The 14,936-nt window shown below is 52.8% G+C and carries 19 protein-coding genes; 5 read left to right on the top strand and 14 right to left on the bottom strand.

The genetic code is table 11. The features are described 5' to 3' along the window. Position 1 precedes the first annotated feature (1 nt). Together NTE_RS11975 and NTE_RS11970 are read left to right on the top strand one after the other, a co-directional pair. The gene (locus NTE_RS11975) at positions 2-1,456 is read left to right on the top strand and encodes an NAD(P)/FAD-dependent oxidoreductase (RefSeq protein WP_148701225.1); all 1,455 of its coding nucleotides are present in this window, start codon (positions 2-4) and stop codon (positions 1,454-1,456) included. 2 nt (positions 1,457-1,458) lie between these two features. Further along, on the top strand, positions 1,459-1,791 hold the full coding sequence (locus tag NTE_RS11970; RefSeq protein WP_148701224.1) for a hypothetical protein: 333 nt from the start codon (positions 1,459-1,461) through the stop codon (positions 1,789-1,791). Here NTE_RS11970 and NTE_RS11965 read toward each other — a convergent pair. The 9 genes from NTE_RS11965 to NTE_RS11925 all read right to left on the bottom strand — a co-directional run bounded on the left by NTE_RS11965 (position 1,788) and on the right by NTE_RS11925 (position 8,746). Next, positions 1,788-2,513, bottom strand: coding sequence for a phosphatase PAP2 family protein (locus NTE_RS11965; RefSeq protein ID WP_158385527.1), 726 nt, complete (start codon positions 2,511-2,513; stop codon positions 1,788-1,790). The genes NTE_RS11970 and NTE_RS11965 overlap by 4 nt on opposite strands. A gap of 38 nt (positions 2,514-2,551) precedes the next feature. After that, positions 2,552-2,905 carry a hypothetical protein gene (locus tag NTE_RS11960; protein ID WP_148701222.1) on the bottom strand — a complete coding sequence of 118 codons (354 nt, stop codon included), beginning with the start codon at positions 2,903-2,905 and terminating at the stop codon, positions 2,552-2,554. 3 nt (positions 2,906-2,908) lie between these two features. Next, positions 2,909-3,337, bottom strand: coding sequence for a Fe-S cluster assembly sulfur transfer protein SufU (gene sufU / locus NTE_RS11955; RefSeq protein WP_148701221.1), 429 nt, complete (start codon positions 3,335-3,337; stop codon positions 2,909-2,911). After that, on the bottom strand, positions 3,334-4,578 hold the full coding sequence (locus tag NTE_RS11950) for a cysteine desulfurase (RefSeq protein ID WP_148702155.1): 1,245 nt from the start codon (positions 4,576-4,578) through the stop codon (positions 3,334-3,336). The genes sufU and NTE_RS11950 overlap by 4 nt, the downstream gene beginning before the upstream one ends. Positions 4,579-4,585: 7 nt before the next feature. Next, entirely contained in the window at positions 4,586-4,906 is a 321-nt protein-coding gene (locus tag NTE_RS11945; protein ID WP_148701220.1) for a non-heme iron oxygenase ferredoxin subunit, read from the bottom strand. 9 nt (positions 4,907-4,915) lie between these two features. Then, complete coding sequence (locus tag NTE_RS11940) at positions 4,916-6,340, bottom strand: SufB/SufD family protein (RefSeq protein WP_148701219.1); 1,425 nt, start codon at positions 6,338-6,340, stop codon at positions 4,916-4,918. Positions 6,341-6,388: 48 nt separating this feature from the next. Continuing rightward, positions 6,389-7,789: a Fe-S cluster assembly protein SufB gene (gene sufB, locus NTE_RS11935; protein ID WP_148701218.1), complete on the bottom strand. Its 1,401-nt coding sequence runs from the start codon at positions 7,787-7,789 to the stop codon at positions 6,389-6,391. Between the two features lie 97 nt (positions 7,790-7,886). Further along, on the bottom strand, positions 7,887-8,252 hold the full coding sequence (locus tag NTE_RS11930) for a hypothetical protein (protein WP_148701217.1): 366 nt from the start codon (positions 8,250-8,252) through the stop codon (positions 7,887-7,889). Positions 8,253-8,281: 29 nt separating this feature from the next. Further along, positions 8,282-8,746: an NUDIX domain-containing protein gene (locus tag NTE_RS11925; protein WP_148701216.1), complete on the bottom strand. Its 465-nt coding sequence runs from the start codon at positions 8,744-8,746 to the stop codon at positions 8,282-8,284. 179 nt (positions 8,747-8,925) lie between these two features. Here NTE_RS11925 and NTE_RS17375 point away from each other — a divergent pair, with 179 nt between their 5' ends. Beyond that, on the top strand, positions 8,926-9,054 hold the full coding sequence (locus NTE_RS17375; protein ID WP_258914178.1) for a hypothetical protein: 129 nt from the start codon (positions 8,926-8,928) through the stop codon (positions 9,052-9,054). A gap of 37 nt (positions 9,055-9,091) precedes the next feature. Here the strand turns inward: NTE_RS17375 and NTE_RS11920 are convergent, their stop codons facing one another. After that, positions 9,092-10,060 (bottom strand): SPL family radical SAM protein, encoded by a 969-nt coding sequence (locus NTE_RS11920; RefSeq protein WP_148701215.1) that lies wholly within the window; start codon positions 10,058-10,060, stop codon positions 9,092-9,094. A 62-nt stretch (positions 10,061-10,122) separates the two neighbouring features. Then, positions 10,123-10,926 carry a hypothetical protein gene (locus NTE_RS11915; RefSeq protein WP_148701214.1) on the bottom strand — a complete coding sequence of 268 codons (804 nt, stop codon included), beginning with the start codon at positions 10,924-10,926 and terminating at the stop codon, positions 10,123-10,125. A 191-nt stretch (positions 10,927-11,117) separates the two neighbouring features. On the opposite strand from NTE_RS11915, the gene NTE_RS11910 reads away from it, so the two are divergent. Together NTE_RS11910 and NTE_RS11905 are read left to right on the top strand one after the other, a co-directional pair. Beyond that, positions 11,118-12,026, top strand: coding sequence for an NAD(P)-dependent oxidoreductase (locus NTE_RS11910; protein ID WP_148701213.1), 909 nt, complete (start codon positions 11,118-11,120; stop codon positions 12,024-12,026). Continuing rightward, on the top strand, positions 12,023-12,766 hold the full coding sequence (locus NTE_RS11905; RefSeq protein ID WP_148701212.1) for a PAC2 family protein: 744 nt from the start codon (positions 12,023-12,025) through the stop codon (positions 12,764-12,766). The genes NTE_RS11910 and NTE_RS11905 overlap by 4 nt, the downstream gene beginning before the upstream one ends. Before the next feature lie 4 nt (positions 12,767-12,770). On the opposite strand, the gene NTE_RS11900 is transcribed toward NTE_RS11905, so the two are convergent. The 3 genes from NTE_RS11900 to NTE_RS11890 are packed head-to-tail and all read right to left on the bottom strand — an operon-like array spanning position 12,771 to position 14,902. After that, entirely contained in the window at positions 12,771-13,133 is a 363-nt protein-coding gene (locus NTE_RS11900) for a methionine--tRNA ligase (protein ID WP_148701211.1), read from the bottom strand. A 58-nt stretch (positions 13,134-13,191) separates the two neighbouring features. After that, positions 13,192-14,001: an SDR family oxidoreductase gene (locus tag NTE_RS11895; RefSeq protein ID WP_158385525.1), complete on the bottom strand. Its 810-nt coding sequence runs from the start codon at positions 13,999-14,001 to the stop codon at positions 13,192-13,194. 34 nt (positions 14,002-14,035) lie between these two features. Beyond that, positions 14,036-14,902: an NAD(P)H-hydrate dehydratase gene (locus tag NTE_RS11890; RefSeq protein WP_226986989.1), complete on the bottom strand. Its 867-nt coding sequence runs from the start codon at positions 14,900-14,902 to the stop codon at positions 14,036-14,038. Positions 14,903-14,936 lie beyond the last annotated feature (34 nt).

Here is a 14,936-nt window from a genome sequence, read left to right as displayed (position 1 = left end):
AATGCCCGGACAGCGTGATTATGACATTATTGTGGCAGGCGGTGGCCTTGCAGGCATGATAGTTGGCACCTCCGCCGCGTATTATTCAAAGCAAAAGCTGAAAATACTGGTAATCGACAGGAACGCGTTTCCCCAGCAGGGAATGAAGACCATCTCCGGCTGGGTCTGCGGCGATGCGGTAGGCAGGAACACCGTCGACTATATGGCAGAGCGCATACACATCAACTGGGGCAAGCCCGAGATCGAGCACCCTGTCAAGGGAGTGGTCGCGTTCTCGCCAGACCACGAAACCAAGGTCGCGTTTGACGGCGAAGGCTACATCTTGAACCGCAAGATGCTCCCGCAGCGCCAAATGGCGGACTGCAAAAAGATGGGAGTAGAGCTCAAAGAACGCGTCGCAATACGCTCTCTCATTATTGAAAACAACGCCGTCATTGGGGTCGAGGGCGAGGACCTTGCCAGCAAGACTCCCTTCAAGAAAACTGCCAAACTGGTGGTTGACTGCACGGGCGTAACCTCTGTGCTTCGCACAAACTTTCCGCTAAAGTCGTACATTGAGCGCAGGATTGACCGCGACGATCTTGAAGCGACAGGCCGCTACATCTACAATTTCGAGCTTGCAAACGACGACAAAACCTATTTCGATCCGGATTACTGCATTATTCATCTGGATCAAAAGCTTGCCCCGGGAGGCTACGGCTGGGTCTTTCCAAAGGGCAAGACCAAGGTCAACATCGGCCTTGGCGTGCAGCAAAAGGCGTTTGAGGCGCGCAACAAGGAAATGGGCGTAAACCCGAACCTTACCACGCTCATAAACGAGTATGTGCAGGCAAACCCGACGATAAAGAACCCGACGCTTGCAGACGGAGAGATGGACGACGGCAACGCCTGGGGCACATGGCAGGTATCAGTAAGGCGTCAGAACGACTGCATGGTGTCAAACGGCTACATGCTGGTAGGCGACTCGGCGTGGATGCCCAAGCCGCTTGATGCAGGAGGCATCGGCCCGGCAATAATCGCGGCCACAATCGCAGGCAAGGACGCCGTCGAGGCGATAGAGGCCAACGACACTTCCGAGCGCAACCTGTGGAAATACAACAAGCATTTCATAAACGACTATGGCTACAAGACGGCCGGCCTTGAAGTGTTCAGAAGGATGCTGCAAGGTCTCACAAACGACCAGATAAACTATGGCATGAAGCACTTTTTGTCAAAGATGGACATCGACAAGATAACCAAGGGCGAGCACCCCGAGTTTAGCACGGTCGACAAGCTGGGCATGATGATAAGGGGCGCCATGAACAAGAAACTTGCAGAGGACTTGCGCTACTGCGCCAGCATCAACAAAAAGCTCACGGACCACTACTACAACTACCCTGAAACGCCTGACGGCTTTTCCGCGTGGCAAAAGACGCTCCACGGCATGCTGCAGGAAGCGTTTGCCAAGTACAAGTAATAATGATGACCTCAAAATACGCCGGCTTTCCAGTGATAGACACAATCGACCTGCGCGACGCTGCAGACATTCGCCTCGCAGTCGACAAGGTGGCAGACGCCTATGAGAAAAGGCAGGATGAGTTTAGTTTCCGCATACTTTTGCCCCGGGGAGAAAAACTGACCGGCAAGGCCAAAAAGCTTGGCATGACGTTCCAGGGCGAGTTTATACTGACCATTCGCAAGCGCGGGCTCGTGCCCCAGGTGCGAGACCTGCGCTACGTGCATGACGAAGAACATTACGGCTGGCTCCTTGCAAGCCCAAAAATATTTGAAAAGTTTGAAGGCCGGGCCTAGGCGCTGCTGGCCTTGGCGCCCTCTTCGTCCTCTTTGCCCTTGAATCTTGATAGCTGGAACGGCTGCCACAGCTTCATCGAGTTGCTCAGGACGACTGATATTATCATGCCAATCAGAAAACCGCCTATCAAGTCTGTCGGAAAGTGCTGCTGGACGTAGACCCGGGTAATCCCTATGACTATGGGAAATGCCCATATCGCGTACCCTGCCACTCTTGATTTTCTGTACAGCAGGTATCCGACGATAAACGCAAGAGCCGTGGCCCTTGACACGTGGCCCGACGGGTAGGAAAAGGCCGCTGCAAACGGCGCAAGGCTGTCGCTTTCGATGCCAAAGTTCTCTGGCAGCTTTACCGCAGGGACAAACTCGTACGGCGGCGCTGTCCTGCCTACAAACGGTTTTAGGTACATGACTGCTATGGCAAGCGCAACTATGCTGATGAGAAATATCATGCCTGCCTTTCTTGTGCGCCTGACTATGGTGATTGCAATGGCAAACAGGAGGAGCGTCGCCACGTCGCCCATCGTCGTTATTGCGATCATGACCGCGTCAAGGCCGGGGTTGCCCTCTATTGATTTTGCATACTTGTTGACAGGCTCGTCAATGACATTTGTGGCGCCTGACGCAACCACTGCGCTGAAAACCACGAATGCGGCCAGGAACGCAACAAACTGGAACGAGCGCGTCCTGAACATCCACGGCGGGTTTGCAGCAGCTGACAACTGTAAAGAAGGCGCGCGCTTGCTGTTTAATTGTTTTCCTAAGCCATGTTCTTGGACCTGCACCGCGGGCACAGCTTGGGCTCTTCTGCCTCTGCAAACCATGAAACCGTGTTGCAGTCCTTGCACGTCTTGGATTCAAGTTCCGTCATTATCTTGTAGTAGCGCGTGTTGAAATTCTGCGCAATAGGGCGCAAAAAGCCAGATTCTTCCATTTCCAAGAGCACGTCCTCAAAGTCCAAGACATCGAGGTTTGCCGCCTTGTACCTGTCCATTTCGTTGAGGTAGCCCAGGATCTCATCGTTTGAAAAGCGGTAGTCTGTGTCGTTGAAATTGTCAGATATTATTTGGCGTATGTCCTGCCTGCTTACCTTTGGAGTAGTAGATGCTGACATGGCCTAAAGCGTTCTCGTGTCATCCTGCAGCTTTTTGGCTGACGCAGGATCCCTGTCGGCATAGTACTTTACCATGCCAAGCTTTAGCACCTTTAGCGACAAAAGGGCGCACTTGATCCTTGCCGGGCCGAGGTTCATGAGGCCGATATTCTCCAGGATGTCGTCCTTTGTCAGGTCCTTTACCGACGCAAGCTGCTTGTTCATGACCATCTCTGTCAGCATCGATGCGCTTGCCTGGCTTATAGCGCAGCCGCGACCCTCAAACTTGATGTCCTTTATCTTGTCGCCGTCAACCTTCAGGTGGATGTCGATTTCGTCGCCGCAGAGCGGGTTTGAATCGTGTATGCTGACGTCCGCGTTCTGTATCTTGCCCTTGTTCCTTGGGTTGCGGTAATGATCGAGTATTATCTCGCGGTAAATGTCGTCACTCAAATCTTGAACAGCCTCCTTGCCTCAGACAGAGCATCAATGAACACGTCGACCTCCTCTTTGGTGTTATAGATATAAAAGCTTGCCCTCGAAGTTGCGGCAACGTCAAGGCGCTCCATGAGCACCTGCGCGCAGTGGTGTCCGGACCTGATGGCGACTCCGTGGTCGTTCATGATGGTCGCAAGGTCGTGCGGGTGGATGTCGCCGATGTTAAACGACACAACGCCGCCCCTGTCTATTGCGTTCATCGGGCCGTAGATTGTCACTCCTTTTACCTGCGCAACCCTGTCAAGCGCATATTTGGTGATGTCGATTTCGTGCTCCCTGACCCTGTCCATGCCGATCTTTTGAAGGTAGTCTATTGCCGCTGCAAAGCCAATGACATCGGCGATGTTGGGCGTGCCTCCCTCGAACTTGTACGGCAGGTCGTTGTAGCGCGTCTCGTACTTGTGAACTTCTTTTATCATGTCGCCACCGCCCATAAACGGCGGCATCTTTTCAAGCAGTTCGCGCTTTACGTACAGCACGCCGACGCCCGTGGGCCCAAGCATCTTGTGGGCTGAAAACGCCATGAACTCGCAGTCCAGCTTTTGGACGTCGACTGGCATATGCGGGACCGACTGCGCGCCGTCGACTAGCACCGGGATGCCTTTCTCGTGAGCCATATTGATGATGTCATTTATTGGAGTAATGGTGCCAAGCACGTTTGACATGTGCGACACGGACACGAGCTTGACCTTGCCAGAGTCAAGGTATTTCTTGTACTCGTGCATCTTCAAGTAGCCGTCGTCGCCGACTCCAATGTATTCCAGTTTGGCGCCCTTTTCCTGCGTCAGTATCTGCCACGGAACAATGTTAGAGTGGTGCTCTATCTCGGTAATCACTATCCTGTCGTCTTTTTTTATGTTGGCCCTTCCCCACGAGTACGCGACAAGGTTTATCGCTTCTGTCGTGTTGCGGGTGAAAATTATCTCGTCAGTCGAGCGGGCGTTTATGAACTTGGCAATCTTGACCCTCGTGTCCTCGTACGCCTTGGTCGCCTCTTCTGCAAGCTGGTGCACCGCCCTGTGGATGTTGGAATTGTAGTTCATGTAATAGTCGTGGATGGCGTCAATGACTGCAAGCGGCTTTTGCGTAGTTGCCGCGTTGTCGAGGTATACCAGGGGCTTGCCACCCATCACCTTCCGCTTCAGGATGGGGAAATCTTTGCGGATCTTTTCGACGTTGAGGGCACCTTTCTGCATCATAATCTTAATCGATCTTGATGTAAATTGCGTTATCCTGTATTTTAACCTTGTAAGTTTTAAGGGGGATGGTGGCGGGAGGGTTCTGCGGCACGCCATCTGCGAATTTAAAGGCAGAAAGATGAAGAGGGCATGTCACAGTCTTTTCGCCCTCGTTTACAAAGCCCGCAGTAAGGTCGGCATATGCATGGGTGCATATCCTGTCGGTGGCATAAATATCGCTTCCAATTTTTGCCACCATTAGTTTCTTGCCTCCATGGTCAAACTCGACCAGCTCGCCACTTGAAAGCGAGCCGGCGTCGCAGACGCGCACCCACTCCTCTCCCATATTGTTCTACTACCTGTACTTGTAGTGCTTTTCAAAGATGTCTTGCGTCTCGCGGTAGCGCGACTTTTCGACTTCTAGAATCTGCTCCATCGCCTCGTCGGCGCGAAGCATGAGCGGGTTGCCCTGCCACTTGTTCTCTATCAGGTAATTTATCCACGCCCTTATGGTCGGGCCCATCTTTCTTGACAGCGGCTCGAGAAAGCCCGAGACTATCTCGCGCTTTGCTCCTTCCCTGCTCAGGCCCCTAGTGGTGAGGTAGAATATCTGGTTCTCGTCGATCTGGGCTACCGAGGCCGAGTGGGTTGCCCTGACCTCGTTCGTCAGAATTTCCAGGCCCGGTATCGAGTCTGATTTTGCTCCCTTGTCAAGCAGGATTGCGTGGCCTGCTAGGTAGGATTCCGTGCCCTTGCCGTCCTTGCCGATTTTTATCATGCCCTTGAACAGCGATTTTGAAGTGTCCTTCATGACCGACTTGACCTGCACCTTGCCGCGGGAGAACTGGCCGTTGTGTATCAGGTTTGACATGATGTCAAACGACTGGTTGCCGACTCCAAAGACTATCTCGACGTCTTCGGCGCTTGCGCCTTGGCCCTTCATGACGCTGTCCGTCTTGAACCTTGAAAGCATCGTTCCAAAGAGGCCGACGTACCACGACATCTTGCCGTCCCTTTCAACAAACGCCTTTCTGTTTGAGACGCAAACAGTGTCCGTGCCCATTGCCTGCAGCGTGACTGCTTCAAGGTGCGCGTTTGGCTTGACTGAAGTCTCGATTAATTCAAAATAGCCCTGCTGCGTTTCTGCTGCGTTGCCCGTCCCCGGCGCGTACAGCTCTTGCACGACGGTGGCCTTGGCGCCCTGCTCGACTGCAAAGATGTTTCTTGACACAAGCGACGTGCCGTCATCTGCAAGCGACGTTATGATCCTGATAGGCTCTTCAAGGACGACGTTCCTTGGAACGTAGACAAAGACGCCCGACTGGAATGCGGCCGCTTCAAGCGCCAGAAACTTGTCCTCGCCGTGGTCAAGCGGGTTTGCTTCAATGTGCGCCTTGACAAGGTCGGCATGCCTGGAAATCGCGTCTTTGATGCCGGTTACGATTACTCCCTGCTTGGCGACGTTTTCTTTGATCACTACCTTGTTTATTTCAGGACCTACCTGCAAAATTCCTGTCTCTTTTTCAAGCTCTTCAAGCCTCTTGGCAAGATCGCTGCTTAACACGTGCCTGCTGTTTCCCTGTCCAAAGTTCAGGTGTACGCCCTGCGGCTTGATCCTGTTTGCATCAGAGTATTTCGAGTAGAGAGGCGAGACTTCATTCGGAAGCGAGAGATATTTTGCAATCGCCTTTTTCCTCTCCTCTGCAAGCCACGCAGGATCTTTTGGAGACACTTCATCTATTACGTTGCTTGCGTTGATGTTGGCAAGTGTGGTCGGCATATTTTTTCTCAATCACCCTCTCACAAAAAAGAAGCAGAGCGTAGGCGTCTAGCCTACAGAGCCTTCCATCTCTAGCTTTACCAGCCTGTTCAGCTCTACTGCGTATTCCATCGGGAGCTCTTTTGTGAACGGCTCGATGAAACCTCCGACTATCATGGACAGCGCGTCAGACTCTGTGTATCCGCGTGACATCAGGTAGAATATCTGGTCCTCGCCTATCTTGCCGACTGTTGCCTCGTGGGTGATGGTCGCGTCGTCCTCGTTTACCTCGATGTATGGGTACGTGTCAGTCCTTGACTTTTCGTCAAGCAACAGCGCGTCGCACCTGACGTTTGACTTTACTCCTGTGGCACCCTTGGCAACGTGCAACAGGCCCCTGTACGTGGTCCTGCCAGAGTCCTTGCTGACCGACTTGCTTGTGATCCTTGACGTGGTGTTTGGCGCAAGGTGGACTGCCTTTGCCCCTGCGTCCTGGTGCTGGCCTCCGCCTGCAAACGCGATTGAAACGACCTCCGCGTGCGCGCCCTTGCCGAGCATGTAGACGCCGGGGTACTTCATCGTCAGCTTGCTTCCAATGTTGCCGTCAATCCACTCGACTGTCGCGCCCTCGTAGGCATACGCCCTCTTGGTCACAAGGTTGTAGACGTCCTTGCTCCAGTTCTGGATTGTCGTGTAGCGTATTTTGGCTCCTTTCTTTGCAATCAGCTCAACGACTGCAGAGTGCAGCGATTCTGTTGAATACACTGGCGCCGTGCAGCCCTCGATGTAGTGGACGTCAGCGCCTTCGTCTGCTATGATGAGCGTGCGCTCAAACTGGCCAATGTTCTCTGCGTTAATCCTGAAATATGCTTGCAGCGGAAGGTCGACCTTGACGTTTGGCGGGACGTAGATAAACGAGCCGCCGGACCAAACCGCGCTGTTGAGCGCTGCAAACTTGTTGTCCTCTGGCGGTATGACCTTGCCAAAGTGCTTCTTTACTATCTCGGGGTACTCTTTTACCGCAGTGTCGGTGTCGGCAAAAATTACGCCCTTTTTCGCAAGATCGTCGCGCAGGTTGTGGTAAACTACTTCAGACTCGTACTGCGCGCCCACGCCTGCAAGGAACTTGCGCTCTGCCTCCGGGATTCCGAGCTTTTCAAACGTGTTCCTGACCGACTCGGGCACTTCATCCCAGCTCTTGCCCTGCTTCTCGGAAGCCTTGGCATAGTAGTAGATGTTCTGAAAGTCAATCTTTGACAGGTCGCCTCCCCATTCCGGCATCGGCTTGCTCATGAAAACGTCAAAAGACCTGAGCCTGAAATCACGCATCCAGTCTGGCTCGCCCTTCATGCGGCTTATCTCTTCTACAGTGCCACGGGAGAGCCCCTTTTTGCTAAGGTAAACATAAAGCTCTGTTGAATCTTTAAAGTCGTACTTGCTATAATCCATGTTAAGGTCTTCTGCGGTCATCTCTACAGTTTCATAACGCTGTTATTTTATATATATTTTCCACTTTACAACCGGGGTTTTGGTAATTTGTACGGCCTAACTCCATAATTTGTACAAGCTAAGTTGTATGCCTCATTGCGTTTTTAGCCTCAAGAGCGCCCTTGCGGACCAGCGCCTGCACGTCAAGCGCAAGGTCGTCCATCTTTATCCTGCCTTCCTTGAGCAGGTCGAGGATATCGCGGACGGTCATTTCTTGCCTCCCCGGGACTGCAGCCTTGGTGTCAAGCACGCTCTGGCCTGTCTTTACCCCAAGCACCCACAGGAGCTCCTCAACCTTGCCTTTTCGCTGGGCAAGTTTCTCGGAATACTGCTTTACTGCTTCTTCGTTGTGCTCCTGCATGGCCTTGGCAAGCATCTTGGCTATCGAGCTGGCCTGCCCTTCAAGCAGGTCTATTCTGAGCCGTATGTCCTTTTCAGAGCGCAAATGCACTTTTTTTCATCCTGCATGTGGCTTTAATAATTTCGATCAACCTGTGTGCTCCTGCGCTTTGTCGACCAGTATGTGCTACCCGCGTTTCCTTTCCACTGGCGATAATCTGCAAGTATCTGCGCATGGTCAAACGCCGCCTTTTCAATGCCTGCAAGCTCTACCCATTCGAGGCTTGCAGCATCGTCCTGCGCCTTTTCCTTGCCGCCGATTATAATTGCCACAAACACCACCGTCATGGTGTGCATCCTTGGGTCTCTGTGCGGGTCAGAGTAGACGCCCAGTATGTCTATGGGCTCTACTTCCAGCGCTGTCTCCTCCATAACCTCGCGCTTCATTGCGTCCTCGACGGTCTCGCCCTCGTTCACAAAGCCGCCCGGAAGCGCAAGCGTGTCCTTGAACGGGTCTTTTTTCCTCCTTACCATTAGGACCTTGGACCCTTTTTGCAGTATGGCGTCGACTGTGGGCGTGGGATTGCGATAGCTGCTCATCAGTATCTCTGTGTGCGCTTCCCGGCGCTTTTAACGATTGCATGCATTGCAGTAATTTCAGTAAATGCCAGTTTTCTCTGTGAAAATACTGCATGTCATTAGAAATATAGGAAAATACAATCCTTATCTCATTATAGTGCCAAAATCTTTTAAAGAACAACTGTGATAATACTGCACATATGTCGCTGTTCGAGCTTGAACTTGAGGCACCGGCGCCACTGACCATATGCCCCAAGTGCGGCAGGCAAGTGCGCATCGACGGCCACTGCGAATGCGAGGCAATCTTTCTGACAAAGCCGCGCAAGTGAGCCTCTTTAGTACTGGCTGGGCTGTACAGCCTGGTCGCTAGATGTCTCTGTGAACGAATGAAAGCATTGTCATCTGGCCCGTGCATGACCTGTCGATATCCTGCGGCCGCACATGGTCGGGAAAGTCGGGGCAGAGGCCCCGCGATTTTATTATTTCGTGCAGCCTGTCAGTCACTCTTTTTCCGTATTCCTTGTTGCAGGCGATGTACTTCTGCTTGGCATCGGCAGATAGCTCTTCCTTGATCTCATAGATCTGGCGGTAGCGCCTCTCGCCGTCAGGAACTTGCAGCAGCCGGAGGGCCAGCTTCATGCGGTCCCAGATGTCGTCGCGCATACGAAGCATGGCTCCAAAGACGTATTTCACGCCAGCCTCCTTGCAGCGGTCCACCACTGCGCCAAGCTCCTCGTCGGTATCGGTGACAAGGGGCATTATGGGGTCGACATTTATTCCACATGGGACGCCGGCGTCCGTGAACTTTTTAATGACTGCAAAGATCCGCTCTGCCGGAGGCGTGCCGGGCTCTACTATGCGCCTTATCTTCTCGTTTGCGGTAGTTATCGACCAGATGACAAGGCAGTTGCGGGCGTACCTGCGGTGCAGTTCAAGGTCTCGCTCTATGATTGTAGATTTTGTAAAGACATAGTACGGCACGTTGTATTTTTGCAGCACCTGCACGCACTTTCTTGTCAGGCCGTACCTTAGCTCTGCCGGCTGGTAGGCGTCTGTTGCTGACGCTACCATCATGGGGTTTATGGTGCTTGCCTTCCATGACTGGAGCTCCTTCTCAAGAACCTCCGGCGCGTTGCTCTTGGCATAGACCTTGTCATAGAATTCTGGCGACCACTCGTACGTTGCATAGCAGTAGGCGCACCTGTGCTGGCATCCTTGGTAAGGGTTTACGGTCATGCCCGTGTAACCCTTGACCGCAAAGGGGTGGATTATCGACTTGGCCTTCTTGGCTTCGTACCTTGGAGCTGAAACGTCATACCATAGCCCTGACGACATGTTGGCACATGCAAATACATGCCTAATAAGACAAAAGACACTCAAGGGGGAGGGAGGGGACCTTAGTCCCTTGCATACACTATCTTCGAGTCTTCTAGCACGACATAATTGTGCGACTCCATTGCCTTGGCTGCGCGCTCGATGCCGACCCGCAGGTCGCAGGCGCACACAAGGGCCGCATCCTTGAATTTTGCAGCGGCGGTTTCCTCTATGTTGTTTTCCAGAAGCCAGGTGCTGTCCCTTGCAAGCCTCAGCTTGCCTCCGCCAAGCGTTGATGTCCACTCGGATACCTTTTCGTCAAGGCTTGTGCCACCTGCCTTCTTTTTTTCCTGCAAGTCGCGCCACGTGATGGACTGTGCAAATGCAAGTGAAGCCGGCTCCGACAGTATCGCGCCCTTTGCCTGACGTCCTCCGCCTCCTTGCGCAGTTGTTGAATCAAAGAAAGCGCCAAGCATCCTGTCGCGGAACTGGGTGCTCCTGTACAGGACCAAAACGTGCTCGCCTGCTGAAATATTTCGCATAAAGACGTAGGGTTGGTCCCTTTTCATCGCGTCAAGCACCTCGTTTGGCCCCATGTCTGTTGCCTGCACGTTCTTTGCAAGCTCTTCGTCAAAGCGCTTTAGGATAATGTCAGCTCCGCTGCCAAGAGCAGACCACAACGCTTTTTCAAACTCTTTGTAGTTTGAGAGGAGCTCTCTTTCCTGCATTGCGGCAAGGGCTGCCATGTGGTAAAGAAGCGCCCTGACAGACGACTCGCCGAGGACCGTGAGCGAGCTCAATGCCGCAGAGGCCACTGCCTTTTCCTGCACTTTTAGTGGCTTGTACCCTCTTTCGTCTAAAAGGCGCGGCATGTCCATCTTGATCATTTCATTCCTCTTCTTCTTCTGCCGTCAGTAACCATAAATGGGAATAAATGTATATATGTACTGGAAACTGCAAGATCAAAAAGCAATTACTTTGTTATAGAACAAACCTCAACGATTTAACCTTTTTTCTCGTAGTTTAAGAATCGGCCATCGTGTATAGGTTTTTTATTGGCGCATGAGGGAAAAAGGGCGTGAAAGTTGGCATAGCAGGGTTGGGCCTTATGGGCTCTGGCATTGCAAAGCGCTTGATAAGCACGGGCCACGATGTCTGGGTCTATAACCGGGAAAAGTCAAAAGCAAACCTGTTTTCAAAGGATGCCAAAGTGGCCGCAAGCCCACTTGAACTTGCCTCAAACTGCAACCTTGTGATAACCGTCGTGACAAACTTTGATGCTGTAAAACAAGTGTTTTTTGGCGATAAAGGCATTGCCAAGTCGTCAAAGAAAAACGGCTCCCATGCAATAATCATAGACGCCAGCACCATCTCTCCAGAGCAGTCTGCGTACTGCGCGCAAGAGTTGCGCAAAGTCGGGATTGAAATGCTTGGCATGCCAGTGATGGGCGGGCCTGCGGCTGCCGAGGCAGGCGAACTTGTGCCCATGGTTGCCGGAAGCAGGCAGGCGTTTGAAAAGGCAAGACCCGTGATAGAAAAGATGGGCAAGCGTGTATTTTACATCTCTGAAAAGGACGGTTCTGCAAACGCGGTGAAACTTGCCCTCAACCTCAACATCGCGCTAATTGCAACGGCGGTGTCAGAAGGCATTATGCTTGTAAAGGGATCTGGCATCGACCCTGCGGTGTTTGTGCAGGTGCTAAATACCACTTACTTCAAGACTGGCCTGTCGGAGAAAAAAGGACCGCTCATGGTGGCAAATGATTATGCGCCCTCTTTTCACCTAAAGAACATGCTCAAAGACCTAGAGCTTGCAAACGACACGGCTCAGGTGCAAGGCATCACGCTTCCGACTACTGCGCATGTACAGCAGATGTTCAGGGCGGCAAACAACAGCGGATACTCGGAGATGGACTATACTGCAATCTGCGCCTTTCTTGCCAAGATAAACGGGATGGAAGGAGGAGAAGGAAGAAAAACAAAATGACGATGACGATGAAACTTGTCGTGCTAAAGGAGCTGCAGGCTGACGACAACGAGTTTACCGCGTTTGCGTCGCTTCCGGACATGGGGCGGGTAGGCGGACTCGTGTCGTCCTTTCTTGCACAGCATCTAAAGTGCGAGCAGGTGGCAGAGGTTGTGTCAAGCGACAAGCCGTGGGTGTCGTACTCCAACGGCGTGGTAAAAAGCGCAAGCGACACGTACAAGATATTTTATGACAGGGCGCACAAGCTGCTAGTGTTTACAGGAGAGTCGCAGCCGCAGGACCCTGGCCAACTGTACGCGCTGTGCAACGCGTTTTTGGACTATGCGCAAAAAATCGGCACGGTGAAAAAACTGTACGGTGCCGGCGGCTATCTCCGTGAGCAGCTTACCGGCGCTCCACGGGTATGCGGAGTGGTCAACAGGCCGGAGCTGAAAAAAGTGCTGGCAAGGGCCGGCATCGACCTCGTCGGAAGTGAAATTTCAAGCATCACGTGGTTCAACGGCGTGATCTTGGGCCTTGCCGCAGAGCGTGGCATCGACGCAATCGGCTTGTTTGGCGAGATATCTGAAACCACCGTCCCTCAGCCGCTTGCCGCAAAGAGCATAGTGTCTGCGTTTTCAAGGCTGGAAAAAATCCCGGTTGATACAAAGCCTCTTGACCAGCACTACGAATCGATACTGGAAGAGATACAGAAAAAGAAAGAGCCTGGGCCTGGCAAGTTTGGGTCGGGGACAGGCTAGTTAGTTAGTGTATCGGCGCGCCAAGCGGCGCTTCTTCAGTGGTTGTAAGGAAGACTGGCCTGCCTTCAGGCCCGTCTGCCGCCAAGAGCATGCCATTTGAAGTCATGTCGCCAATTTTCCGGGGCGCAAGGTTTGTGCATATCACCACAGTCCTGCCCACAAAATCCTCAGGCTTTATCCACAGCGCCGCGCCCACCGCGACTTCGCGCTTTTCTGTTCCAATGTCGACAATAGCCTTGAACACCTTTTTCATGCCGGGGATGGCCTCTGCACTCACTACCTTGCCAATCCTCAGCTGCACCTTGATAAACTCGTCAAACGTGATGATGTTGCTGTTATTGTTATTGTCGTGGCCTTGCTCGCTCATATTCGTGTACTCTTCTTTTTTCAGTAACAGAGGGGCTATTAAATTGGTGTGCATATATCTACTCGAGCACGCGCTTTGCAACAAGCGAATGGATGATGTCGTCCGGCGCAATGCGCCTGAGCCTGACTCCTGCTTTTTCCCTTGCCGAGCCAAGCAGGTACCTGTATTTTGGCTTTGAAGTCGACACTGCGTCATATATGGCGTCTGCAACTATTGACGACGGCAGGCCCCGGGGCGTTTCTTTCAGGTATTTTGCATATGCTTTTGCAAACCTGGAATTCTTTAATTGCGACACCTTTTCATCAGTCACAAAATGTATGTTCGTTTCAATTATGCCCGGGTTTATGCTTGCGACCTTTATCCCTGTATTCCACAGCTCCATGCGCAGCGCCTCCGTGAACGCTTCAAGGGCGTGCTTGGTTGCGCAGTACATGCCTATTGTGGGAAGCGACACCATGCCTGCCATCGAGCTGACGTTTACAATCCGGCCTTCTTTTTGCGCCATCATGGACGGCAGGATCTTTTTCGTGACGCCTACAAGCCCAAAAAAGTTGGTCTCAAACTGCATCCTGATGCTTTCCATGGACAAATCCTCAATAGCGCCGGGCTCGACGTAACCTGCATTGTTGACAAGCCCAAAGATGCCTGATGGTGATGACGCGATTATCGGGTCCAGTACCTTGTCAAACTTGTCCGGTTTTGTCACGTCAAACTCGACAGGAACAAAGTTTGCAAGCTCGCCGGCCATTGCCTGCAGTTTGTCATAGCTCCTCGCAAGGCCATATACCCTGTACCCCGCGTTTGCAAGCCTGGATGAAGCAGCCCTGCCGATGCCGCTTGACGCTCCTGTTACGATGACTGATTTCAAGTGCCCTGCTGTTGTGCATTGCCTCTCTGCTATATTATTTGATTATCACGTCAAAGCGCTTCATGGCAACCGGCAGGTCTTCCAGCAGGTCTGTAGACGTCATGTGCAGGCCGACGCGGTTAAACGCAAGGTTGCCTGCAAGCCCGTTGAAATAGACTGCAAGCAGCGCCGCTTCAAAGGGTGGGACTTTGCACATCAGGCCCGCGGTAATGCCTGCAAGCACGTCGCCGGTGCCCCCGACCGTCATGGCGCAGTTGTGCGTGCGGTTTATCCCTGTGCTCTTGCCGTCAGAAACAATGTCGGTGGGACCCTTGAGCAGGATGGTTATGCCGTGCTTTTTTGCATTGGCAGACACGTTTGCAATCCTTTCCTTTTCCGTTTCGCCGGCTTCCTCTCCAAACAGCCTCTTGTATTCGCCTGCATGGGGAGTCACGACGGCGTTTGCATTGGCAATTTCCGGGAGTATCTCTGGCACAAGCGCGGATGCGTCGAGCAGGATTTTCGTCCCGCGTTCTTTGAGCTTTCTTGCAAGCGCGATTATCGCTTCCGGGCCGGCGATGCTCATGCCCATTCCTATGGCCGCAGCGTCGGGCTTTTTTGGAAGCATTGCGGCAAGCCTGTTTGCCGCACCCACGGTCAGCTTGTCGTCCGGAAGCGGAAGCGCAATGAGCGCTGGCGAAAAGCAGCGCACCTCTGTGATTATCGAGCGTGGAACCGCTGTATAGACAAGGTCTGTGCCTGCACGGAGCGCGGCCATGCTGGTAAACACTGGCGCCCCGTGGTAGAACCGGCTTCCGCCAGCTACAAGCACCGTGCCGTTGTCGCCCTTTTTTGACGACGCCCTGCGAGGCGGCATCAGTTTCTTGGCTAGCGGCAGGTTTATGGTAGTGATTACGGCCACAAGAGGAAGCGAACAGGCCAAGATATAAAGAGAT

It is taken from the genome of Candidatus Nitrososphaera evergladensis SR1 (assembly GCF_000730285.1).
Lineage (GTDB): Archaea > Thermoproteota > Nitrososphaeria > Nitrososphaerales > Nitrososphaeraceae > Nitrososphaera > Nitrososphaera evergladensis.
Note: the sequence above shows the minus strand (reverse complement) of the source record. Positions and strands in the feature narration are given on the sequence as shown.